Raw genomic sequence first — 15,965 nt, 5'->3', positions numbered from 1 at the left:
GCGGCCGCACCACGCGGCCGTCCGCCGGCCCCTCACCCCAGTCACCCGGAGCACCGCCACCATGCGCACAAGAATCGCTCTTCCCGCCCTGCTGGCCGCACTCGGCCTCATGTTCCTGACCCCCGTCGCGGCCCACGCCCACGGTGACACCGTGAAGGTGGTGGTGACCGGACAACGGGGCGGCCACGTCACCGCCGACATCACCTGGGAGAACGACGGGGACGCCGTCGAGGAGGCGGTCGCCGCCACCGTGAACGCCGTCAGCGCCGACGGCTCCCGCTCTCTGGGGGCCTGGCGCCTCGTCCGCGACCCCGGCGCGGCGCCCGCCGGCTGGACCACGGCCGAGGTCCTTCCTCCGGGGGCCTGGAAGGTCACCGTCGACGTGGGCTTCCCCTCCCTCGGACACGGTGAACTCGACGTCGCCGTGCCCGTGGTGGACCCGGCGCCCGCGACCGGTGCGCCGACGCCCGGTGCCCCGGAGCCCGCTGCCCCGACGCCCAGTGCCCCGGCACCCGGCTCTTCGGCGTCCAGCGCCGCGGCTCCCGTGCCGACTCCCACGGACGCTGCCACAGAGCCCGCCTCCGCGTCTCCGGCTCAGGCGCCGCCCGCCGAGACCTCGGACGACGCCGTGTGGTGGACGACGGCGGGCGTGGCGGCTACGGCACTGGCCGGTGCGGCCGCGGGTCTCCTGATACGCCGCCGACGGGTGCGGCGGGACCGGTCCGCGCGCCGGACGAGCTGACGGGCACAATTCCCGGTATGGACATCACCGCGCAGGCGCTCAACCGGGCCACGCTCGCCCGGCAACTGCTGCTGGGCCGCGAGCCGATCGACGTCGAGGCTGCGGTGCGGCGGGTGGTCGCCCTGCAGGCACAGCAGCCCGCCTCGCCGTACATCGCGCTGTGGAACCGGCTGAGCGGCTTCGACGCCGCCGGCCTCGACGCGTCCGTGGCCGGTTGCCGGACGGTGAAGGCGACGCTGATGCGGCTCACCTTGCACGCGGTCCACGCCGAGGACTACCGGACCTTCCGTGAGGCGATGGAGCCCACGCTGCGCGGCTCCAGACTCGGCGACTCGCGCTTCACGGCGTCCGGGCTCACCGCCGACGACGCCGGCGTACTGGTCGCAGACCTGGTGCGGTACGCCGAACTGCCGCGGACCGCCGCCGAGATCGGGGGCTGGCTCGCGCAGCGGCTGGGCACACCGATGGAGCCGGGCGCCCAGCGGATGCTGCGGCAGTACGCGCCGCTGTGGCACGCGCGCACGGGAGGACCCTGGTCCTTCGAGACCCGGCCCTCGTACGTCGCGGCGGGCACGCTGCCCGTGCTCGCCGACGCCGATGTCGCCGCCGGCGGTCTGCAACGGCTGGTCCGCCGCTATCTGGAGGGCTTCGGGCCGGCGTCGGTGGCGGACATGGCACAGTTCGCGCTGGTCCAGCGGTCCCGGGTCAGAGCGGCGGTGGCCGCGCTCGCCGACCAGCTCGAACAGCTGGAAGGCCCCGACGGCACGGTGATGTACGACGTCCCGGGCGCGCCACGGCCGGCCGGGGACACTCCCGCCCCGCCCCGGCTGATGGCGATGTGGGACAGCATCCTGCTGGCCTACGCCGACCGCGGCCGTGTCATACCCCCCGCCTACCGCAAGCACGTGACCCGCGTGAACGGCGACGTGCTGCCCACGCTGCTGGTCGACGGCTACGTCGCGGGCGTCTGGCGACCCGTCGACGGCGGAATCGAGGCCACCGCCTTCCACCCCCTCTGCGGCCGTACGTGGGAGGGTCTGGCCGCGGAGGCCAGGTCCCTCGTCGCGTTCCTCGGCGCCCGGGATCCCAAGGCCTACGGGCGCTACGGCCACTGGTGGGCCAAGGGGCTGCCGAGCGCCGAAACCCGGCTCCTCCCGGGTGACTGAACAAGCGTCGAACGGCGCGGCGACGAGGAGAACCCCGACGGCCGTCGCCGACGTCACCAAGGTCATGAAGGTGAAGACCGCCCCCGCCCCGCCGGTCCCCCGCAGCCGCGGGGCCCGGCCCCGCAGCCGCCGCTCGGCCCGCCGTGGCCGGGTCGTCGCCGCCCTGGCCGTGCTGACGACCCTGTTGATGCTGCTCCACGGGTGGATCCCGAACCGGTTCGCGAACGCCGGCAGCTTCGTCCAGACCTTCCTCCCCTGGACCGGCGCAGCCGTCGTCCTGCTGCTGGCCGCCGCTCTCCTGCGCCGCTCCCGCGTCGCGCTGACCGCCGTCCTGCTGCCCGCGCTCAGCTGGGCAGCGCTCCACGGCGGCACGTTCCTCGACCGGGGCGCCGGCGGGGCGGCCGACCTCACAGTCGTCACCCACAACGTGGACGACGTGAACCCCGATCCTGCCGGTACCGCCCGCGCCCTGGCCGCCTCCGGCGCACAGCTGATCGCCCTGGAGGAGCTGACCGGGCCCGCCGTCCGCCAGTACGAGCGGACGCTGGCCGCGACCCACCCGTACCACGTGGTGGAGGGCACGGTCGGGCTGTGGAGCACCTACCCCCTGCGCGATACCGCCCCGGTGGCGATCATGCCGTGGACCCGTGCGCTGCGGGCCACGGCCGACACCCCCGCCGGCCCGCTCACCGTGTACGTCGCCCATCTCCCTTCCGTACGCGTGCGCCCGGACTCGGGTTTCACCACCGAACGCCGCAACGCGGCCGCGGGCCGGCTCGCCGATGAACTGGCCGCCGCCCCGGCCGGCCGCACGCTCCTGGTCGGAGACTTCAACGGCACGACCGACGACCGGGCGCTGGCTCCGGTCACGGGCCGCTTCCGCTCCGCCCATGACGCGGCGGGCGCGGGCTTCGGCTTCACCTGGCCCGAGACGTTTCCCGTCGCCCGCATCGACCAGATCCTGGTCCGTGAGCTCACCCCGGTATCGGCGTGGACCCTGCCGGCCACCGCCAGCGACCACCTGCCCGTGGCGGCGTCGTTGCGGTTCTGACGGGCGGCGACACCGCGATCGGCCCGCTCACCCCCAGGGGCGGCTCGGCCGGGCTCACCCTCCCACCCGCGAGAGGCGGGGTTCGTCCCCGTACGCACGGGACCGGACGAGCACCCTCAGCATCCCGGCGCCCGCGACCACCGCGGCCAGGTGCAGGGCCATCGCGGCGGCGACCGACTCCGGCGGGGTGACACCGTCGGGGTGGGTCAGCCCCACGATCAGCGTGAGCGGCAGTTTCCAGCCGCTCCACGCGAACAGCGAGCCGGAGCCGATCCAGCCGAGCGCCATCGGGATCGCGCGGGGCAGCCGCGCGGGCCGGGCCCGGGCGAGCGCCCGGACCGCTGCGGCGCCTACGAGCGCCCAGAAGGCACCCAAACCGGTCAGCATGTACCAGCGGGTGTCCCTGTTGCCCGGTTGCTCGATCCCCAGGGTGCCGCCGGCCGTCCAGTACAGCCATGCGAGCCCGACCACGGCCGCTGCGACGGCGGCCCACGGGAGCCCGGCGGGCGGCCGGTCGCCGACGCGCCCGGTGAACACGTCCGGCCAGCGGCGCCGTATGTGGGCGGGGAACGCGAGGGCGAGGCCCAGCCCCGTGCCTATGAAGCCGAACTGGGCCAGCGCGCCCTCCCAGTCGGACATCTCGGCGGCGTCCCCCGCGCCGCTCCCGGCCCCGCCGGACCCGCTGTCCACCAGCGTGGACAGCGCGGCGTACGGCAGGACGGAAACCAGGAACCCCGCCCCCACCCAGGCGACGAACGCCACCAGCCAGCCCGGTATGCGCATCCCCCAAGGCCGCACCAGCGCGAGCGCGAGGGTGATCCCGATGACCGCCATGCCTATGGTCACGGTGTTCAGGATTATCCATCCGGCCGGGGTGAAGCCCTCTCCGACCGATATCACCCCGGCCAGGGAGCCGATCACCCACCACACCTTGATCAGCAGATACGGCAGCAGTGCGACCGCAGCCCCGTACGCCGCAGCCCGCCCCCATCGGTCCCAGCGGTCCATCCGCTTCCCCCTTCCGCGAGAGTTCCAGTCTCCGGGGGTACCGCACCCGCCCACCTCCCCCGCCAGAGCGATCCACCTCCCCCGTGCGGGGGAGCCCGGACCGGCGGGAACCCGGAACCGGCAGGAACCCGGACCGGCGGGAACCCGGAACCGGCCTGGCGGGGACCGGCGGGCGGCCCGTACCCGGCCTGCGGGCTATCCCGCCGGGCCGGCTCCCGCGGTCCTGAACGGATCGAGGCGCCGACGCCGCCGACTGATCGAGTCGGGGTCCCAGCCCGGACGCGGAACGGACGCCAGCAGCAGCCGGGTGTACGGGTGTTCGGGGCTGCTGAGCAACTCACCGACGGGCCGGTGTTCCATGGTCCGCCCCCGGTACATGACGAGCGCCTCGTCGCAGACGTAGCGGACCACGGCCAGGTCGTGGCTGACGAAGACCAGCCCGATGCCCGTGTCGCGCCGGATGTCCGCCAGCAGGTTGAGCACCTGCGCCTGTACGGACACGTCCAGGGCGGACACCGCCTCGTCGAGCACCAGGACGGCGGGTTCGACCGCCAGCGCCCGGGCGATCGCGGCGCGTTGGCGCTGCCCGCCGGAAAGGCGCCGGGGCAGGGCGGCCGCCTCCCGGTCGCCGAGGCCGACCTGGGCCAGCAGCTCCCGGACCCGGTCGGCCCGCACCGCGGGGTCGCGCCAGCCGTGCAGCCGGAGCACGCCGTCGACGGTCGCGCCGATGCCGATCCGGGCGTCCAGGGAGAGGTAGGGGTCCTGGAAGACGATCTGCACGGCCTTGGCCCGGGCCAGCCGGGCCGCCCTGCCCCGAACCGAAGCGGCCAGCGGCTCGCCCTGTACGAGGATCTCTCCCGCATCGGGCCGTTCGAGCCCGACCAGCATCCGCGCCGTGGTGGTCTTCCCGGAACCGGACTCGCCGACGATGCCGAGCGCTCCGCCCGCCGGCAGGGAGAACGACAGGTCGTGGACCGCGACGACCTCCGTCCCCCCGCCCGTACGGTAGGTCTTGCGCAGGCCGGTCACCCGGAGGAGCTCCCCGGTGGCGGGCCCGGTTGTGGGCTCGGTGGCGGGCCCGGTGCTGGGCTCCGTTGTGGGCTCGGTGGTCACTTTTCCTCCCTGCTGAGCTGGACGGAGCCGGCGAGCTCGGCGGCGCGGTGGCAGGCGACCTCGGCCGGCCCCGTTCGCCGCAGCTCCGGCGGGGACAGGTCGCAGCGGCCCGGCTCGGCGAACCGGCAGCGCGGCGCGAAGGCACAGCCCGGCGCGGACTCCAGCAGCCCCATCGGGGCGCCGGGGACCGGAGTCAGCCGGCCGGCCGGGCCGTCGAGGGGCGGCGAGGAACCGAGCAGCCCCGCGGTGTAGGGGTGCCGGGGGGAGGCGAAGAGTTCCGCGACGGGCGCCGTCTCCACGATCCGGCCGGCGTACATCACGTAGATCCGGTCGCTGACCGCGGCTGCGAGTTCGATGTCGTGGGTGATGAGGAGCAGCCCGAGCCCGCGGTCGCGCTGCAGTCGCCCGAGGATGGCCAGGATCTCCGCCTGGGTGCTGACGTCGAGGGCGGTGGTGGGCTCGTCGCACAGCAGCAGCCGGGGTTCGGCGGTGAGGGCCGCGGCGATCACGACGCGCTGGAGCATGCCGCCGGAGAGCTCGTGCGGGTACTGGTTCAGGTGCCGGGCGGGGTCGGGCAGGCCCACCGCGCCGAGCAGTTCGACGGCCCTGGCGTCGGCCTGGGCCTTGGACCAGCCGTGCACCAGGCGCAGCGGCTCGGTGAGGAAGTCCCCTATGCGGCGTACCGGGTTGATGGCCGCCCGGGGGTCCTGGTAGATCATCGCCGCCTTGTTCGTCCGCACCTCCCGAAGGCTCGCGGGGTCTGCCCCGACCAGGTCGATCCCGTCGACGCGGACCCGGCCGCCGACCTCGGCGCCCGACGGGAAGAGACCGAGGGCGGCGCGGGCGGTGACGGACTTCCCCGAGCCGGATTCCCCGACGAGGGCGACGGTCTCCCCCGCACGGACGCGCAGTTCGACGGCGTCCAGGACGGGGCGGGCCATCGAGGGGAGGGTGACGGTGAGTCCGTCGTAGGCGAGCAGAGTCGTGTCGTGCGCGGTCATCAGGAGTCCCTCCCCGCGAGCCGGTCGCCGAGGTCTTCCCCGACGACGTTGAAGGCGACGACCACCAGGACGACGGCCACGGCCGGCACCACCGCGGACAGCGGCCGGCCCTGGAGCACGGCGGCCTGGCCCTGGTTGATCATGGCGCCCCAGTCGGGGGTCGGGGGCTGTACGCCGAGCCCCAGGAAGGACAGGGCCGCGAGGTCGAGCAGGGCGTAGCCGAAGTTCACCGTCGACTGGGCGAGCAGGGTCGGGGCGATGTTGGGCAGCATCCTGCGTACGGTGACGTACGGGGCGGAGTGGCCCTGTACCCGGTAGGCGGCGACGTAGGGCCGGGCCTTCTCCTGTACGACGAGGCCGCGCACCAGGCGTGCGGTGTACGGCATGTAGGCGATCGCCATGGCGACCACGGGCGCCGTCATCCCCTTGCCGAACAGGGCCACCGCGAGGATCGCCAGCAGCAGGGCGGGGAAGGCGAACAGCACGTCGAGCACCCGGCCGAGCAGGCTGTCGGCCCAGCCGCCGCGCCACCCGGTGAACAGGCCGACGGCGATGCCCGCGACGGTGGAGAACACCACGACCGCGAGCGGGCCGGCGAGGCTGGTGCGCGCCCCGGCGATCAGGGCCGAGAAGGTGTCGTGGCCGCCCTGGTCGGTGCCCAGCCAATGGTCGGCGCCCGGCCCCAGGAGGCTGTCTCCGAGCCGGCCGAAGGTGGGGTCCTGCGGCGCGAGCCAGGGTGCGAGCAGCGCGACCAGGACGAACAGGACGAGGAGCATCAGGCAGGCCCGCTGCAGGCGGCTGCCGCCGAGGTTCCTGAGGCGGGCGAGCCGGTCGGGCCGGGTGCGCGGCGTGCGGGCCGTGGTGCCCGCTTCGGGGAGTGTGCTCACCGGGCGCTCCCCGCCGCCGCCATGCGCGGATCGATCAGCGGGTGGACGAGGTCCACGAGGGCGTTGACGACGACGAACGCGGTCACCACCAGCAGCACGACGGCCTGGACGACCGGGAAGTCCAGCTGGTCCACGGACTGCACCAGCAGGGAGCCCACGCCGGACATCCCGAAGGCGGTCTCCACGATCGCGGTGCTGACCAGCATTCCGGACACCAGGAGCGCGGAGACGGTGACGATCGGTCCGAGCGCGTTGCGCAGTACGTGGCGCCTGATGACGGTGCGGCGCGGTGTCCCCCGGCTCAGCGCGACCTCCACGTGCTCGCGGCGCAGCTCGTCGAGCATGGCCGAGCGGGTCACGCGGGTCACCAGGGCGGTGAAGGTGACGGACAGGGCCGCTGCCGGGAGGATCACGTGGTGCAGCCGGTCCAGGGCGTCCTCACCGTTGCCGATGGTCGGGAACCAGCCGAGTTCCACCCCGAACACCGATCTCAGCAGCAGGGCGGCGACGAAAGCGGGTGCCGCCGCGCCCACCGTCACGAACAGCATCAGGGAACGGTCGGTGCGGCTGCCCCGGCGCAGAGCGCCGATGACGCCGGAGCCGATGCCGAACACCGCGATCATCATGCCGGACACGCCGATCAGCAGCATGGACGAGGGCAGGCGCGACCAGATGACCGAGGAGACGTCCTGGTGGAAGAGGTAGGAGCGGCCGAAGTCGCCGTGCAGCACCCCTTCGAGCCAGTTCCAGTACCTGACCGGGAACGGCTCGTCGAAGCCGTACTGGCTGCGGATCGCGGCGAGGTCCTCCGGGCTGGGGCTGCGCCCCTTGACCAGGAAGCCGACCGGGTCCCCGGGCGCCAGGAAGAGCGAGGAGAACACGAGGAAGGAGGTGACCAGCAGGGTCGCCGCCATTCCGGCGAGCTTGCGCAGGATCCGTACGGCGCGCGCCGCCGCGGCCGTCATCCGTTGGCTCCGATCTCGGCCGCCCACGGGTAGTAGAGGTAGGCGATGGAGGGCCGGACGCCGGTGATCTTCTTGCCGAGGAAGACGCTGACGGGCTGGGTGTACAGGGGCAGCCAGGGCAGTTCGCGCGTGGCGATCTTCTGGGCCTCGGCGTTGGCGGCCGCGTGCTCGGCGGGGTCGTAGGCTCCGACGGCCCGGTCGACGGCGGCGTCGAACGCCGGGTCGGACCAGTTGCCGTAGTTGCTGAACGCCCCGGTCTGCAGCGATCCGTACATGTCCAGCGGGTCGGTGATGGACGTGTACCAGAAGGTGAGGAAGAGGTCGATGCCCTCGCGCGCCGCCGGGTCCGTGAAGAGGGTCGTGTACTTCTCCGCGGAGAGGGAGTCGATCTGCGGCTTCAGTCCGATGGCCGTGGCCGCCTGGGCGACGGCCTGGGTGATGATGGTCGTCTGGGAGTCCAGCGGGCTGGTCGCGATCACGATCTTCTGGCCGTTCACTCCGGCCTCGGCGGCGAGTGCCTTGGCCTTGGCCGGGTCGTACGGGTACCGCGGCAGGTCCTTCAGGAGCGCTTCCCGGGTCGCGGGGGGCGCTTCGGCCCAGAGGCTGTCGGTGACCAGCGAGTCGGAGACTTCACCGACCCCGCCGGCGCCGGCCGTGACGATGCCCTTGCGGTCGATGGCCATCAGGAGGGCCTGACGGACGCGCGGGTCGCCGAGGGGGCCCTTGAGGTTGCTCACCACCTCGTCGGCGACGGTGGTGTTGCGGCCGAAGTAGAGCTTTCCGGCCCGGGTGGCGCCCAGTTGGGCGTAGGCGTTCGGCGGGACCATCCAGCCGCCGTCGACCTCGCCGCTCTGGAAGGCGTTGACGCGGGTGGTGGCATCGGCGAGGAAGACGAACTTCACCTCGCCGGACCTGGCCTTCAGCTCCTGGTTCCAGTAGCCGTCGAACCGCTTGAGGGTGAGGGACTGGCCCGAGTTCCAGGACCCGAAGGAGAACGGGCCGGTGCAGTTCACGCCGGTCTGCGGATTGCCGTAGTCCTTGCCGGACTTGGCCAGGGTGGCGGCGGACTCCACGGTGCCGGGGCCGGCGGCCAGGTACTTGTTGAAGGTGGAGTCCGGCTTGGCCAGGGTGACGGTGACTTCCATCGGGCCGGTCTTGTCGACGGACGTCACGTTCTTGTACTGGTTCGCCCAGACGCTGGCCGTCTCGGGGTCGAGGTTGCGGCGCAGCGAGGCGACGACGTCGTCCGCGGTGAGCGCCGTCCCGTCGTGGAAGCTCACGCCGGGACGGATCTGGTACACCCAGGTGGTGGGTGTGGGGTTGGTGTACGAGGCCGCGAGGCCGGGCGAGGTCGTCAGGTCGGGGTTCCAGCGCAGCAGGCTCTCGCAGACGTTGGCGAGGATCTGGTTGGGCGGGAAGTCGAAGGAGTAGGCGTAGTCGATGGTGGTCGGCTCCGCGTAGACGGACCAGGTGAAGGAGTCCAGGTCTCCGGTGGCGGCGGGGGTCTTGTCCGTGAGCCGGTAGGCGGCGGCCCCGTCCTTGGCCGGGTGTGCGGTGCCGCTGCACGCGCTCGTGACGAGCACGGCGGCCGTGGCGAGGGCCGCCGCCAGGGTGCGGCGGAGGCGGAGGCCGCTGGGCTGCAGCGGGGATCCCGATCGGGCTGATGACATCGTCTGGCTCCCTGAGGGATGAGCTCGGTGGGGTGGGTGGCGCGCGGCCGGTGACGGCCCGGTCGGTGGCGGCTCAGTGGGTGACGGCCCGGCCGGTGACGGCCCGGTCGGTGGCGGCTCAGTGGGTGACGGCCCGGCCGGTGACGGCCCGGCCGGTGACGGCCCGGCCGGTGACGGCCCGGCCGGTGACGGCCCGGCCGGTGACGGCTCAGTCGGTGACGGCCCGGCCGGTGGCGGCTCAGTCGGACGCTCGGCCGGTGACGGCCCGGCCGGTGGCGGCTCAGTCGGTGGCGGTGAAGACCGGTTCGCCGTCGATGTACGTGCGGAGCACGCGGGTCTCGGCGATCTCCGTCGAGGGGTGCGCGAAGGGGTCCCGGTCGAGGACGACGAGGTCCGCGTACTTGCCCGCCTCGACGGTGCCGGTGACGTCGTCGAGGTGGTTGGCCCAGGCGCTGCCCGCCGTGTAGGCGGTGAGGGCCTGGGAGAGGGTCAGGGCCTGCTCCGGGAAGAACGGCGCCATCGGTTCGAACGTCCCGGGCGAGCCGGGGGCCTCGTCGGGTACGGCCCGGTTGACGGCGACGTGGATGCCCCACAGCGGGTTGGGGCTGCTCACCGACCAGTCGCTGCCGGCGACCAGGCGGGCTCCGGCCCGCTGGAGGTCACCGAACGGGTACTGCAGGGCGGCGCGCTCGGGGCCCAGGAAGGGGATCGTCAGCTCGTCCATCTGCGGTTCGTGCGCGGCCCACAGGGCCTGGATGTTGGCGGCCGCCCCCAGGCTCGCGAAGCGGCCGATGTCGTCGGGGTGGACGATCTGCAGGTGGGCGAGGTGGTGCCGGTTGTCGTTGGCGCCGTTGGCGTCGCGGGCCGCGCTGAGGGCGTCGAGCACCTCGCGTACGGCGCGGTCGCCGAGTGCGTGGAAGTGGAGCTGGAAGCCCGAGCGGTCGAGCCGGGACACCGCCTCGGTGAGCAGCTCCGGATCGATGAAGCTGAGTCCGGAGTTCCCGGTGGCGCAGCCGCAGCCGTCGAGGTAGGGCTCCAGCAGGCCCGCCGTGAAGTTCTCGGCGATCCCGTCCTGCATGATCTTCACGCTGGTGGCGTTGAAGCGGCCCACCCGGCCGGTGCGCCGGCGCTCCTCCAGGTCGGGGATCTGCTCCAGGCCGCGTTCGCGGTCCCACCACAGGGCTCCGACGACGCGTGCGCGCAGGGCGCCCTCGCGTGCGGCGCGCAGGTAGACGCCGAAGTTGTCGGGGTTGCCGGGGAAGGCGCCGATCATGGCGTCCTGCCAGCTGGTCACGCCGAGGGAGAAGAGGTGCTCCTGCGCGGCGAGCAGGCCGGCGTGCGACTCGTCGGGCGTCGCGATGGGTGCGTGGCGGGTGACCAGGTCGACGGCGCCTTCCTGGAGGGTGCCGGCCGGGGTTCCGTCCGTCTCCCGCTCGATCCTGCCGTCCGGCGGGTCGGGGGTGGTGCGGTCGACGCCCGCGAGGTGGAGGGCGCGGGTGTTGGCCCAGGCTCCGTGGCCGTCGCGGTTGGTGAGTACGACGGGCCGGTCCGGCACCACCGCGTCGAGCATGGCGCGGGTGGGCGTACCTCCGGGGAAGACGTCCATCGACCAGCCGCCGCCGCGGATCCAGGGCGCGTCCGGGTGGTCCTCGGCGTACGCGGCCACGACGGCCAGGTAGCCGTCGATGGTCCGCTCCTCGGCCAGGTCGCAGCCGAGCATCTGGACCCCGGCCACGACGGGGTGGACGTGGGCGTCCTGGAACCCGGGGATCAGGAGGCCGCCGGCCAGGTCGACGACCTCGGTGGAACCGTCCGCGAGCGAGCGCACGGTGCTCGCGTCGGCGACGGTGAGGATCCGGCCGTCCGCCACGGCGACGGCGGCGTCGACCGGGCCGGACGAGGTCCCGGTGAAGACCCGTCCTCCGACGAAGACCGTGTCGGCCCGCTGCTTGACCGGCTGCCCTGTGTTGCGCATCGACGCATCCTCCGGCTCGGCGGGACGGACCCGCACGGCTTGTGTTGAGGAGGAGTGAACGGGAGCGCAACATTGTTGTCAACGGTGTTGCGCTCCCTCTGTTCCAAATCGATACACTGGCCGCACCATGCCGAAGTCATCCGACGCACCCACCCGGTCCAAGCGCGCGGGCAGCCAGCTCACACCCGACGCGATCATCGAAGCCAGCCTGCGCATCGCCGCTCGCGGCAGCGAGGACGCCTTCACCGTCCGCCGTCTCGGCGAGGAACTCGGCGCCGACCCCACGGCGATCTACCGGCACTTCCGCGACAAGGACGAACTGCTGCTCTCCGTCGCCGACCGCACGCTCGGCGAGGTCCTCGACAGCATCCCCGAGGGCCTGGACTGGAAGGACCGGCTGCGCGCCCTCGCCGACGGCTCCCTGGAGGTGGCGCTGAAGTACCCGGTCGTCGGCTCGACCATGGCCAGCCGGACCACCCGCAGACCCAACGAGTTCCGGGTCGTCGAGCTCATCATCGGGGCCGTCACGGAGGCCGGTCTGGACGGGGCGGAAGCGGCCGTCCATTACCGGATGGTCGGCGACTCCCTCCTCGCGTACGTGGGCCAGCGCGCCGCCTACCTGCTGTTCGACGCGGAGATCCGGGAGGCCGACGAGTCCTCCTGGAGCCGTGAGTACCGTCTGGTCGACCCGCAGGGCTTCCCCCACATCACCCGGTTGAGCACCCAGCTGGCCGAAGTGACGGACGAGCAGATCTTCCGGGCCCGGGTCGAGGCGCTGATCACCGCGATCGAGACGCGGGTCGAGACGCTGCGCGGCGCGTAGCCCGCTCCCGCGCCCACGCCCACGCAACGCCGTTGACAGCATGGTTGACAACGCCGTTGCGCGAGCGGTTCGCTCCCCTCGGCCACGAGTGCCGTGCCCGACGCACGCGCTGTTCGGCTGGGGCGGGGCACCGCCACGAGCGCGCCGCCCCGCCGCGGGGAGGAGCGGAGCCCCGCGCCGCAGGGGCGTCCGGCCGCCGCCGGCTCCCCGGTACCGCGGGCGCGCCGACGGCCGCCGCGGGCCTGCCCGGCGAAGCGCCCGCCCCGATCCCGGCCGCGGCGGCCACCGGAGCCGGTGCGCCGCGCGTCGTGGTCGTCGGCGCAGAGCGCGCGGGAGTGCGCTGCGGCGCTGTGCCCGTCGGCTGCGGGACGGCCGGACCCGGTCGCCGCCACCGCGTACGGGTCACCTCGGCGGGGTCACGTCGGCGGGGTCAGCCCGACGGGGTGAGCCGGTCCCACAGGAAGGTGTGCACCAGGGCCTCGTTGAAGGCGGTCTGCCCGTGGTCGGTGGCGCCCGCATGGCCGCCGCCCAGGTGCTCGTGGAACAGGACGGGATGCCCGAACTCGCGCAGCCGGGCGGCCATCTTGCGGGCATGCCCGGGGTGGACTCGGTCGTCACGGGTCGAGGTGAGCAGCAGCAGCGGCGGGTACGAGGCCCCCTCGGCCCGGATCCGGTGGTAGGGGGAGATCCGCTCCAGGTGGGGCCGGTCGGCCGGGCTGTCCGGGTCCCCGTACTCCGCGATCCAGCTGGCGCCGGCCAGCAGCTTGTGGAAACGGAGCATGTCCAGCAGCGGCACGTGGGCGACGACCGCGCCGAACAGCTCGGGGTCGCGGGTGAGCATCGCGCCCATGAGGAGGCCGCCGTTGCTGCCGCCCTCGATGCCCAGCTGGGCGGAGGTGGTGATGTCACGGGCGACGAGGTCCCGGGCGACGGCGGCGAAGTCCTCGTACGCGCGGACCCGGTTCGCGCCCAGGGCCGCCTGGTGCCAGCTCGGCCCGTACTCGTGCCCGCCCCGGATGCCCGCGACGACGTACGTGCCGCCGCGCGCCAGCCAGGCCCGGCCGGTGACCGCGCTGTAGTACGGGACCATGGAGACCTCGAAGCCGCCGTACCCGTACAGCAGGGTGGGCCCGGGGCCCGGGCGGTCCTCGGGACCGACGACGAAGTACGGCACCCGCGTGCCGTCCGCGGAGGTCGCGAAGTACTGGCGTACGGCCAGACCGGCGGTGTCGAACAGCGCCGGACCCTGCTTGACGCTCTCGCTGTCGCCGCCCGCGGTGCCCCGGTAGAGGGTGGACGGCTGGAGGAAGCCGGAGACGTTCAGGAAGTACTCGTCGCTCACGTCCGGATCGGTGCAGGTGACGGAGGCCGTGGACAGCGGCGGTACGCCCGGCAGCGGTGCGCGGCTCCAGCCGCCGGGGCCGGGGGTCAGCAGCTCCATCCGGGAGGAGACGTCGGCGCGGGTGGTGAGGACGAGGTGGTGGCGGGTCCAGCTGTAGCCGCCCAGCGCGGTGCGCTCGTCCGGGGTGAACAACACCTCGGCCTCCCGCTCCCCCGCCCGGAAGGCGTCGAAGTCGAAGGCGAGCAGGGCGCCGGCGGGATGGCCGAGCCAGGGCGACTTCGTGGTGACGGTCAGCCAGTTCCGGTACACGGAGGCGCTCGCGTCGTCCGGCACGTCGATCTTCAGCGGCGGTCCGTCGCTGCCGTCGGTCCGCGCCGGGAGGAGGAACAGCTCCTGGTTCCAGAAGTCGATCTGCCGGTGGACGAAGTCCCGTTCGAAGCCGGGTGTGTCGTCGCGCCAGGCGGTGGCGGACAGGTCCGAGGGGCGGCCCTCGTAGACCGGTTCCGCCTCGGCGAGCGGTGTGCCGCGCCGCCAGCGGCGTACCTGGAGGGGGTAGCCGGACCCGGACATCGAGCCGGGACCGAAGTCGGTCCCGATCCAGACCCGGTCGCGGTCGATCCACCCGATCCGGGTCTTGGCCTCCGCGACCTCGAACCCGCCCTCGACGAACTTCAGGGTCACGAGGTCGAACTCGCGCACGACGCAGGCGTCCGCGCCGTCCCGCGACAGCATGACCAGGGCGTGGCGGTGGTCTGGGGCCAGGACGCTGCTGCCCGCCCAGGCCCACTTCTCCCCCTCGACCTCGGCGAGGGCGTCCAGGTCCAGCACCGGCTCCCATGCGGGCCGGTCCTTGCGGTACTCCTCCAGCGTGGTGCGCCGCCAGAGTCCGCGGACGTGGTCGGCGTCCTGCCAGAAGTTGTAGAGGTGGCCGCCGCGACGGGTGACGTAGGGGATCCGGCCGTCGTCGTCGAGGACCTCGCGGATCCCGCGCTCCAGCTCCTTGAACCCGGGCACCTCGGCCAGCGCCGCCACGGTTTCGTCGTTGCGCTCACGCACCCAGTCGAGGGCCGCCTCGCCCGAGATGTCTTCCAGCCAGAGGTACGGGTCTTCATCGCTCATCCGCCGATTGTGCAGGACGGGGGGCCCTGGTCAGGAAACGTCCGCCGCCCCGGGGCGGGTACCCCGCAGGGCGGTGTACACCGACCAGATCACCGAGACCAGCGGTACGGCGACCACCGCGCCCACCACTCCGGCCGCGATGGCGCCCGCGCTCACCGAGATCGCCACCACCAGGGGGTGCAGCCGGACCGCCCAGCTCATCACCAGCGGATGCAGGAGGTGCCCCTCGATCTGGCCGATGACCACGATCAGCGCGATCACCACTCCCGCGACGAGCGGCCCCTTCGAGGCCAGGGCGACCACCGCGGCGACCGCGAGCGCGACCGGCGAGCCGACGAGGGGAACGAACGCCGCGAGGAACTCCAGCAGCGCCAGCGGAACGGCCAGCGGGACCCCCAGGAAGTACAGGGCCAGCCCGACCAGAACGGCGTTCGTCGCCGCGATCAGCACGATCCCGTGGGTGTAACCGGTGAAGGTACGCCAGGCCGCACGGCCGCCGACCGCCACGCGCTCGCGCACCGCGGCGGGCAGCTGCGCGCAGAACCACGACCACTGGCGGTCTCCGCCGTGCAGGAAGAGGACGGCGGAGAAGACGGCGAGGGCCAGGACGGCGAGAACCCGCACCAGCTGTCCGGCTCCGCTGAGCGCCGTACTGAGCACGGTCGAGCGGTGACTCGACAGGAACGCGCCGGTGCGCGACTCGATGTCCGACAGCGCTCCGGGGTTCAGCCGGAAGGGCGGCCGCTCCAGCCACTTCTCGATGCTGCCGAGGCCCTCGCGGAACTCCCGGACCAGGGTGGTGCTCTCCCCCGCCACCGCCTCGCCCACCAGCGCCAGCCCGCCCAGCAGCAGCACCGCGGTGCCGAGCAGGCAGACGGCGACCGCCAGGGACCGGGGCAGTGAGCGCCCCAGCCAGCGGGCTGGGGCGGCGAGCAGCGCCGTGGTGACGAGGCCGAGGAAGAGCGCCACGGTGATCTCGTGGAACCGCCCCAGCACGGCGAAGACCGCGTACACGGCGGCGCCGACGACCAGCAGGCGCCAGGCGTACGACGCGGCCGTACGCAGGAAGGAGGACACCGGCGGCATGACCCCATGGATGCCAC

The 15,965-nt window shown here is 73.4% G+C and carries 13 protein-coding genes; 4 read left to right on the top strand and 9 right to left on the bottom strand.

Translation table 11 applies throughout. The features are described 5' to 3' along the window. Window positions 1–61: 61 nt before the first annotated feature. The 3 genes from ACFCZ1_RS01805 to ACFCZ1_RS01795 are packed head-to-tail and all read left to right on the top strand — an operon-like array spanning window position 62 to window position 2,959. Window positions 62–742: a hypothetical protein gene (locus ACFCZ1_RS01805; protein WP_376676332.1), complete on the top strand. Its 681-nt coding sequence runs from the start codon at window positions 62–64 to the stop codon at window positions 740–742. A 17-nt stretch (window positions 743–759) separates the two neighbouring features. Further along, window positions 760–1,908: a winged helix DNA-binding domain-containing protein gene (locus tag ACFCZ1_RS01800; protein WP_376676331.1), complete on the top strand. Its 1,149-nt coding sequence runs from the start codon at window positions 760–762 to the stop codon at window positions 1,906–1,908. Further along, window positions 1,901–2,959: an endonuclease/exonuclease/phosphatase family protein gene (locus tag ACFCZ1_RS01795; protein ID WP_376676330.1), complete on the top strand. Its 1,059-nt coding sequence runs from the start codon at window positions 1,901–1,903 to the stop codon at window positions 2,957–2,959. The genes ACFCZ1_RS01800 and ACFCZ1_RS01795 overlap by 8 nt, the downstream gene beginning before the upstream one ends. 54 nt (window positions 2,960–3,013) lie before the next feature. Here the strand turns inward: ACFCZ1_RS01795 and ACFCZ1_RS01790 are convergent, their stop codons facing one another. The 7 genes from ACFCZ1_RS01790 to ACFCZ1_RS01760 all read right to left on the bottom strand — a co-directional run bounded on the left by ACFCZ1_RS01790 (window position 3,014) and on the right by ACFCZ1_RS01760 (window position 11,578). Next, window positions 3,014–3,967, bottom strand: coding sequence for a hypothetical protein (locus tag ACFCZ1_RS01790; RefSeq protein ID WP_376676329.1), 954 nt, complete (start codon window positions 3,965–3,967; stop codon window positions 3,014–3,016). A gap of 195 nt (window positions 3,968–4,162) precedes the next feature. Next, on the bottom strand, window positions 4,163–4,996 hold the full coding sequence (locus ACFCZ1_RS01785) for an ABC transporter ATP-binding protein (protein WP_376676761.1): 834 nt from the start codon (window positions 4,994–4,996) through the stop codon (window positions 4,163–4,165). Window positions 4,997–5,076: 80 nt separating this feature from the next. After that, window positions 5,077–6,081 carry an ABC transporter ATP-binding protein gene (locus ACFCZ1_RS01780; RefSeq protein WP_376676328.1) on the bottom strand — a complete coding sequence of 335 codons (1,005 nt, stop codon included), beginning with the start codon at window positions 6,079–6,081 and terminating at the stop codon, window positions 5,077–5,079. Beyond that, window positions 6,081–6,968: an ABC transporter permease gene (locus ACFCZ1_RS01775; protein ID WP_376676327.1), complete on the bottom strand. Its 888-nt coding sequence runs from the start codon at window positions 6,966–6,968 to the stop codon at window positions 6,081–6,083. The genes ACFCZ1_RS01780 and ACFCZ1_RS01775 overlap by 1 nt, the downstream gene beginning before the upstream one ends. Further along, the gene (locus tag ACFCZ1_RS01770) at window positions 6,965–7,933 is read right to left on the bottom strand and encodes an ABC transporter permease (protein ID WP_376676326.1); all 969 of its coding nucleotides are present in this window, start codon (window positions 7,931–7,933) and stop codon (window positions 6,965–6,967) included. The genes ACFCZ1_RS01775 and ACFCZ1_RS01770 overlap by 4 nt, the downstream gene beginning before the upstream one ends. Next, window positions 7,930–9,603 carry an ABC transporter substrate-binding protein gene (locus tag ACFCZ1_RS01765; protein WP_376676325.1) on the bottom strand — a complete coding sequence of 558 codons (1,674 nt, stop codon included), beginning with the start codon at window positions 9,601–9,603 and terminating at the stop codon, window positions 7,930–7,932. The genes ACFCZ1_RS01770 and ACFCZ1_RS01765 overlap by 4 nt, the downstream gene beginning before the upstream one ends. 280 nt (window positions 9,604–9,883) lie before the next feature. Beyond that, entirely contained in the window at window positions 9,884–11,578 is a 1,695-nt protein-coding gene (locus ACFCZ1_RS01760) for an amidohydrolase (RefSeq protein ID WP_376676324.1), read from the bottom strand. A 127-nt stretch (window positions 11,579–11,705) separates the two neighbouring features. Here ACFCZ1_RS01760 and ACFCZ1_RS01755 point away from each other — a divergent pair, with 127 nt between their 5' ends. After that, window positions 11,706–12,401 (top strand): TetR/AcrR family transcriptional regulator, encoded by a 696-nt coding sequence (locus ACFCZ1_RS01755; protein WP_376676323.1) that lies wholly within the window; start codon window positions 11,706–11,708, stop codon window positions 12,399–12,401. Between the two features lie 430 nt (window positions 12,402–12,831). Here the strand turns inward: ACFCZ1_RS01755 and ACFCZ1_RS01750 are convergent, their stop codons facing one another. Together ACFCZ1_RS01750 and ACFCZ1_RS01745 are read right to left on the bottom strand one after the other, a co-directional pair. Next, window positions 12,832–14,862, bottom strand: a complete 2,031-nt coding sequence (locus tag ACFCZ1_RS01750; RefSeq protein WP_376676322.1) for a prolyl oligopeptidase family protein — start codon at window positions 14,860–14,862, stop codon at window positions 12,832–12,834. Between the two features lie 30 nt (window positions 14,863–14,892). Further along, on the bottom strand, window positions 14,893–15,948 hold the full coding sequence (locus ACFCZ1_RS01745) for an AI-2E family transporter (RefSeq protein ID WP_376676321.1): 1,056 nt from the start codon (window positions 15,946–15,948) through the stop codon (window positions 14,893–14,895). Between the last annotated feature and the right edge of the window lie 17 nt (window positions 15,949–15,965).

Source organism: Streptomyces sp. NPDC056224, from assembly GCF_042267665.1.
Taxonomy (GTDB): domain Bacteria; phylum Actinomycetota; class Actinomycetes; order Streptomycetales; family Streptomycetaceae; genus Streptomyces.
This window is presented reverse-complemented; position numbering and strand designations above follow the sequence as displayed.

What these genes read in the sequence shown, in the direction of transcription:
- ACFCZ1_RS01805 (WP_376676332.1), top strand. Translation starts at nt 62, where the DNA reads ATGCGCACAAGAATCGCTCTTCCCGCCCTGCTGGCCGCACTCGGCCTC.
- ACFCZ1_RS01800 (WP_376676331.1), top strand. Translation starts at nt 760, where the DNA reads ATGGACATCACCGCGCAGGCGCTCAACCGGGCCACGCTCGCCCGGCAA.
- ACFCZ1_RS01790 (WP_376676329.1), bottom strand. Translation starts at nt 3,967, where the DNA reads ATGGACCGCTGGGACCGATGGGGGCGGGCTGCGGCGTACGGGGCTGCG.
- ACFCZ1_RS01780 (WP_376676328.1), bottom strand. Translation starts at nt 6,081, where the DNA reads ATGACCGCGCACGACACGACTCTGCTCGCCTACGACGGACTCACCGTC.
- ACFCZ1_RS01770 (WP_376676326.1), bottom strand. Translation starts at nt 7,933, where the DNA reads ATGACGGCCGCGGCGGCGCGCGCCGTACGGATCCTGCGCAAGCTCGCC.
- ACFCZ1_RS01765 (WP_376676325.1), bottom strand. Translation starts at nt 9,603, where the DNA reads ATGTCATCAGCCCGATCGGGATCCCCGCTGCAGCCCAGCGGCCTCCGC.
- ACFCZ1_RS01760 (WP_376676324.1), bottom strand. Translation starts at nt 11,578, where the DNA reads ATGCGCAACACAGGGCAGCCGGTCAAGCAGCGGGCCGACACGGTCTTC.
- ACFCZ1_RS01755 (WP_376676323.1), top strand. Translation starts at nt 11,706, where the DNA reads ATGCCGAAGTCATCCGACGCACCCACCCGGTCCAAGCGCGCGGGCAGC.
- ACFCZ1_RS01750 (WP_376676322.1), bottom strand. Translation starts at nt 14,862, where the DNA reads ATGAGCGATGAAGACCCGTACCTCTGGCTGGAAGACATCTCGGGCGAG.
- ACFCZ1_RS01745 (WP_376676321.1), bottom strand. Translation starts at nt 15,948, where the DNA reads ATGCCGCCGGTGTCCTCCTTCCTGCGTACGGCCGCGTCGTACGCCTGG.